Genomic DNA, 4,518 nt, shown 5'->3' on the forward strand with positions numbered 1-4,518 from the left:
GATTGAGCGCCTTACGAGCCTGCTCGTCAAGCATATCTTTCTCCAGCGTGCCCTCGTGCATGAGCTGGACCCGCCGCTCGAGATCGACCCGGCGCGCCTTGACGGTGTCGAGCTGCGCCTGCAGTTCGACCGCTCTGGCTTGGAGCTGATACTTGGAATAGATGCCGAACTCGCCGTGATAGGCGTGGAAGCCGAAATAGGCCAGGAACAGCACGCAGAGCGAGGGGACGATCAGCCGGCCGGTGTTTCTCTGCTTGTGCTGACGTGTCCACATGATCCAGATCCTCGCGGCCGCGAACCCGAACGGCCCCAGAATCTTTTTCGCTCCATTGTGCTTAATGGACGGTTACGGATGGACGTATCCAGTGCCCCAAAACGAAAAAGGGCGGGGAACGCCCGCCCTTCCTAGATACAACGATGGGATGCCAGATCAGGCCTTGACCACCGACTTGCCGGCGTAGCGTGCCTGCTTGCCCAGCTCTTCCTCGATGCGGATCAGCTGGTTGTACTTGGCCATGCGGTCGGAGCGCGACAGCGAGCCGGTCTTGATCTGTCCGCAATTGGTGGCGACAGCGAGATCGGCGATGGTCGAGTCCTCGGTCTCGCCCGAGCGGTGTGACATCACCGCGGTGTAGCCGGCCTTGTGCGCGGTCTCGACGGCGTCGAGCGTTTCGGTCAGCGAGCCGATCTGGTTGACCTTGACCAGGATCGAATTGGCGACGCCCATGCGGATGCCGTCGCGAAGCCTTGCCGTGTTGGTGACAAACAGATCGTCGCCGACAAGCTGCGTCTTCTTGCCGATGAGGTCGGTCAGGATCTTCCAGCCTTCCCAGTCGTCCTCGGCAAGGCCGTCCTCGATGGTGATGATCGGGTAGTCGGATGCGAGCTTGGCCAGGTACTTGGCCTGCGCCTTCGGATCGCGGGTCTTCTTCTCGCCCTCATAGACGTAGTTGCCGTCCTTGAAGAACTCGGTCGCTGCGCAATCGAGGCCGAGCGCAACGTCCTCGCCCGGCCTGAAGCCGGCCTTCTCGATCGATTCCATGATGAAATCGAGCGCTGAGGGTGCGCTCTTCAGATTGGGGGCGAAGCCGCCCTCGTCGCCGACATTGGTGTTGTGGCCGGCATCCTTGAGCTTCTTGCGCAGCGTGTGGAAGATTTCCGAGCCCCAGCGCACGCCGTCGCGCAGCGTCGGCGCGCCGACCGGCAGGATCATGAATTCCTGGAAGTCGATCGGATTGTCGGCATGCGCGCCGCCATTGATGATGTTCATCATCGGCACAGGCAGCACGTGCGCCTTGGCGCCGCCGACATAGCGGTAGAGCGGCAGGCCGGCCGCTTCGGCCGCGGCCTTGGCGACCGCCAGCGACACGCCGAGGATGGCATTGGCGCCGAGCCGGCTCTTGTTCGGCGTGCCGTCGAGCTCGATCATCGTCTGGTCGATGTGGATCTGGTTCTCGGCTTCCATGCCGCCGATCGCCTCGAACAGCTCGCCGTTGACGGCCTCGACGGCGCGCTGGACGCCCTTGCCGAGATAGCGCGGTCCGCCGTCGCGCAGCTCGACCGCTTCATGGGCGCCGGTCGATGCGCCTGACGGTACCGCGGCGCGGCCCATCGAGCCGTCTTCCAGCACCACGTCGACCTCGACGGTGGGATTTCCACGGCTGTCCAGGATTTCACGCCCGACTATGTCGACGATGGCGGTCATTGCGATGTCCCCGATTGATCGATTGAAGCGTCGCGCCCCTCTTAGCCAAAGTGCCGCAAAAGGCAATCGGGCCGCTCGCAAATATTGCCGCCCGGCCGATTCACGAAGCGCAAATTTCTGTCATCATAAGTCATGCGCGGCACGCCGCTTTCTGGTCTATGATTCTGCTTGCGCGGGGCGAAACAGGAGGAGTTTCGCCATGTCCCAGTTGAGCGGTATCGTGAGTTTGTTCCTGATCGCGGCAGCGTTCCTGACGTCGTGCGACAACCAGCAGCCCCAGCAGGGTGCTGCGCAACTGTCGACACTACAGGCAGCGCAGTAGGATCTTCCAGAAGAAGGCCCCCGCATGTGCGGGGGCCTTTCGATTGCGACCTGCCGACTTGGCGATCAATGCCAGTAGGGCTTTACGTGGTAGTATTCGAAGGACGCATCGCGTGCCGCCTCGCCGTCGGCGCCGGTTAGCTCGTCGATCGAATAGGCCGGGGCGGCCTTGAGCTGCTCCTTCGTGAAAGCGACGACGTAGCCGCCCATATTTTCGTCATAATCGAGGCTTGCCCACGGAATGGCGTGATACTTCTCGCCCATGCCGAGGAAACCTCCGAAGCCGATGACGGCGAACATGATGCCGTTCGACATCTTGTCCAGCATGACGTCCTCAATGCTGCCGATACTGTCGCCTGCGGTATTGTAGACCGACGTGCCGATGACGCGCGAGGCGGCAATGGCTTCGGTGTGGCCAGACGGCGTAGTCATAGTGCTGCTCCTCTCGGTTAATGCCTGTTTTGACAATGAGGGGAGCGGGCGAAGGTTCCCGACTTTGTGCTTAGCTGTCGGTGAGGATGAACGTCACTTTCATGTTGACGCGATAGGCGATGATCTTGCCATCCGCGACGACGATCTTCTGGTCCTGGATCCAGGCGCCCTCGACGTTCTTCAAAGTTTTTGCGGCGCGGGCAATGCCCTTCTCGATGGCGTCCTGAAAGCTCTTTTTGGACGATGACGTGATTTCGGTGACGCGGGCGACAGACATGGCTTCCTCCTGCCAAGACGCACATTTGCGAGGATGAGGGTAACGCCGGGTATCTGCAACCACAAGCCGGCGCACGAATGGCCCGGACCAGCGCTGATGTCAGCGCCCCTTGGCTACGCGGTCGAACGCCATCAGCCTTTCGAGCAATGCCGGAAGGTCCTTCAACGGCACCATGTTAGGGCCGTCGGAGGGAGCATTGTCGGGATCCTGGTGCGTCTCGATGAACACGCCGGCAACCCCGACCGCCACCGCCGCGCGCGAGAGCGTCTCGACGAAGCGGCGCTCGCCGCCGGTCGAGCCGCCCTGCCCGCCTGGCTGCTGCACCGAATGCGTGGCGTCGAAAATCACCGGCGCTCCGATCTCGGCCATGACCGGCAGCGCGCGCATGTCGGAGACCAGCGTGTTGTAACCGAAGGAGGCGCCGCGCTCGGTCACCAGCACATTGGCATTGCCGGACCCGGTGACCTTGGCGACGACATTCTTCATGTCCCACGGCGCCAGGAACTGCCCCTTCTTCACATTCACGACCTTGCCGGTCAGCGCCGCGGCGATCAAAAGGTCGGTCTGGCGGCTGAGAAAGGCCGGTATCTGCAGGATGTCGACATGCGGGGCGACCAATGCGCACTGCTCGTCGGTGTGGACGTCGGTCAGGATCGGCAGCGCGAATTCCATGCGCAAATCGTCGAACACCGGCAGCGCCGCATCCAGCCCGGCGCCGCGCGCCCCGCTCAAGGAGGTGCGGTTGGCCTTGTCATAGCTGGTCTTGTAGACGAGCCCGATGCCGAGCTTTCCGGTGAGTTCCTTCAGCGCGCCGGCCATGTCGAAGGCATGCTGGCGCGATTCCAGCTGGCATGGCCCGGCGATCAGCGACAGCGGCGCGGCGTTCGAGAAGACGACGTTGCCGACGGTCACGGACGGATTGGGCGCCAGGGGTTTGTTCATTTTGTCTCCCGGAAGATGAAGGCGGCGCCCTGCCCGGGCGCTGGCCTGACGATAATATCATTGCCGCTCATGTGATGTGCGATGGCGTTGGCCGCAAGCAGGCGCGCGGCGATGGCGCTGCTGCGGACCGAGAAAACGATGGCGGCAAAGCGCAGATGCGGCGACGCTTCTATCGGAACGTTGCAGCGCGAGGCAAAGGTCCCGGGCTCCAGGACCGTCAGGGTTGCGTTCGGCAACTCTATCGCATCACCTTCCGAACCTTGCTTGCCGGCAGCCGTCGTGAGCAGCCCGATCTGCCCAGAAGGCCTGTCGCTCACAGCGATGACCTCGACGATGCCTGTTACGCCGTTGGCATGCGCCTGCAATGCAGTGCGGTCGATCTTCGGTGCATTGATGCGCTCACAAGCGAAAAGGAAAGCGTCATCGGCATCCTTGCTGGCGCAGAAGGCCAGCTTGAAGGACGCCAAATCGCTCTTGCCGCTCGCATCGGTGAAAGCACGGGAGAAACTCAGCAACTCCCCCGCCGACATCCCGGCTCCGACATAACGAACATGGTCGGCGTCGGCATCGCCGGTCCCGAGCACGACAGCGGAAAAGCCTTCGTCACCGAGGTTCTGCCGGTAGAGACGATCGCGCGCGACGAACACATTGCCTTCGCCTATCGCCCGGTCCGTCTCCAGGTCGTCGCCAACCGCCAGCGGCTCCAGGTAGGTGCCGTCGGCGAAAAAGACACAGCAGTTTTCGGTGCCAAACGGGTGGATGCCGGTCGGCGCCACGACAAAACCGAGTGAACCCAGCCGCACCCGAGCGGCATCCAGGCGCGCTGTCGGCAGCACCAGAT

7 protein-coding genes are annotated in these 4,518 nt (G+C 62.7%); 1 reads left to right on the forward strand and 6 read right to left on the reverse strand.

What is annotated here, in order from left to right:
* Together EN745_RS30660 and eno are read right to left on the reverse strand one after the other, a co-directional pair.
* Positions 1-274 (reverse strand): septum formation initiator family protein (locus EN745_RS30660; protein WP_145992227.1); only part of this gene is annotated, 274 nt, incomplete at its 3' end.
* Between the two features lie 156 nt (positions 275-430).
* Complete coding sequence (gene eno / locus EN745_RS30665; RefSeq protein WP_127406166.1) at positions 431-1,705, reverse strand: phosphopyruvate hydratase; 1,275 nt, start codon at positions 1,703-1,705, stop codon at positions 431-433.
* 199 nt (positions 1,706-1,904) lie between these two features.
* Here eno and EN745_RS37550 point away from each other — a divergent pair, with 199 nt between their 5' ends.
* Positions 1,905-2,027 (forward strand): hypothetical protein, encoded by a 123-nt coding sequence (locus EN745_RS37550; protein ID WP_274608485.1) that lies wholly within the window; start codon positions 1,905-1,907, stop codon positions 2,025-2,027.
* Positions 2,028-2,092: 65 nt separating this feature from the next.
* Here the strand turns inward: EN745_RS37550 and EN745_RS30670 are convergent, their stop codons facing one another.
* The 4 genes from EN745_RS30670 to EN745_RS30685 form a co-directional block, all read right to left on the reverse strand.
* On the reverse strand, positions 2,093-2,458 hold the full coding sequence (locus tag EN745_RS30670; RefSeq protein WP_126054631.1) for a PRC-barrel domain-containing protein: 366 nt from the start codon (positions 2,456-2,458) through the stop codon (positions 2,093-2,095).
* A 70-nt stretch (positions 2,459-2,528) separates the two neighbouring features.
* Positions 2,529-2,735: a dodecin family protein gene (locus tag EN745_RS30675; RefSeq protein WP_126054632.1), complete on the reverse strand. Its 207-nt coding sequence runs from the start codon at positions 2,733-2,735 to the stop codon at positions 2,529-2,531.
* Positions 2,736-2,834: 99 nt separating this feature from the next.
* A complete protein-coding gene (gene kdsA, locus EN745_RS30680) occupies positions 2,835-3,677 on the reverse strand; it encodes a 3-deoxy-8-phosphooctulonate synthase (RefSeq protein ID WP_127422977.1) in 843 nt (280 codons plus the stop codon).
* Complete coding sequence (locus EN745_RS30685) at positions 3,674-4,516, reverse strand: VOC family protein (protein WP_245487879.1); 843 nt, start codon at positions 4,514-4,516, stop codon at positions 3,674-3,676. Before EN745_RS30685 ends, kdsA begins: the two co-directional genes overlap by 4 nt.
* Positions 4,517-4,518 lie beyond the last annotated feature (2 nt).

The organism is Mesorhizobium sp. M4A.F.Ca.ET.022.05.2.1 (assembly GCF_003998845.1).
GTDB lineage: Bacteria > Pseudomonadota > Alphaproteobacteria > Rhizobiales > Rhizobiaceae > Mesorhizobium.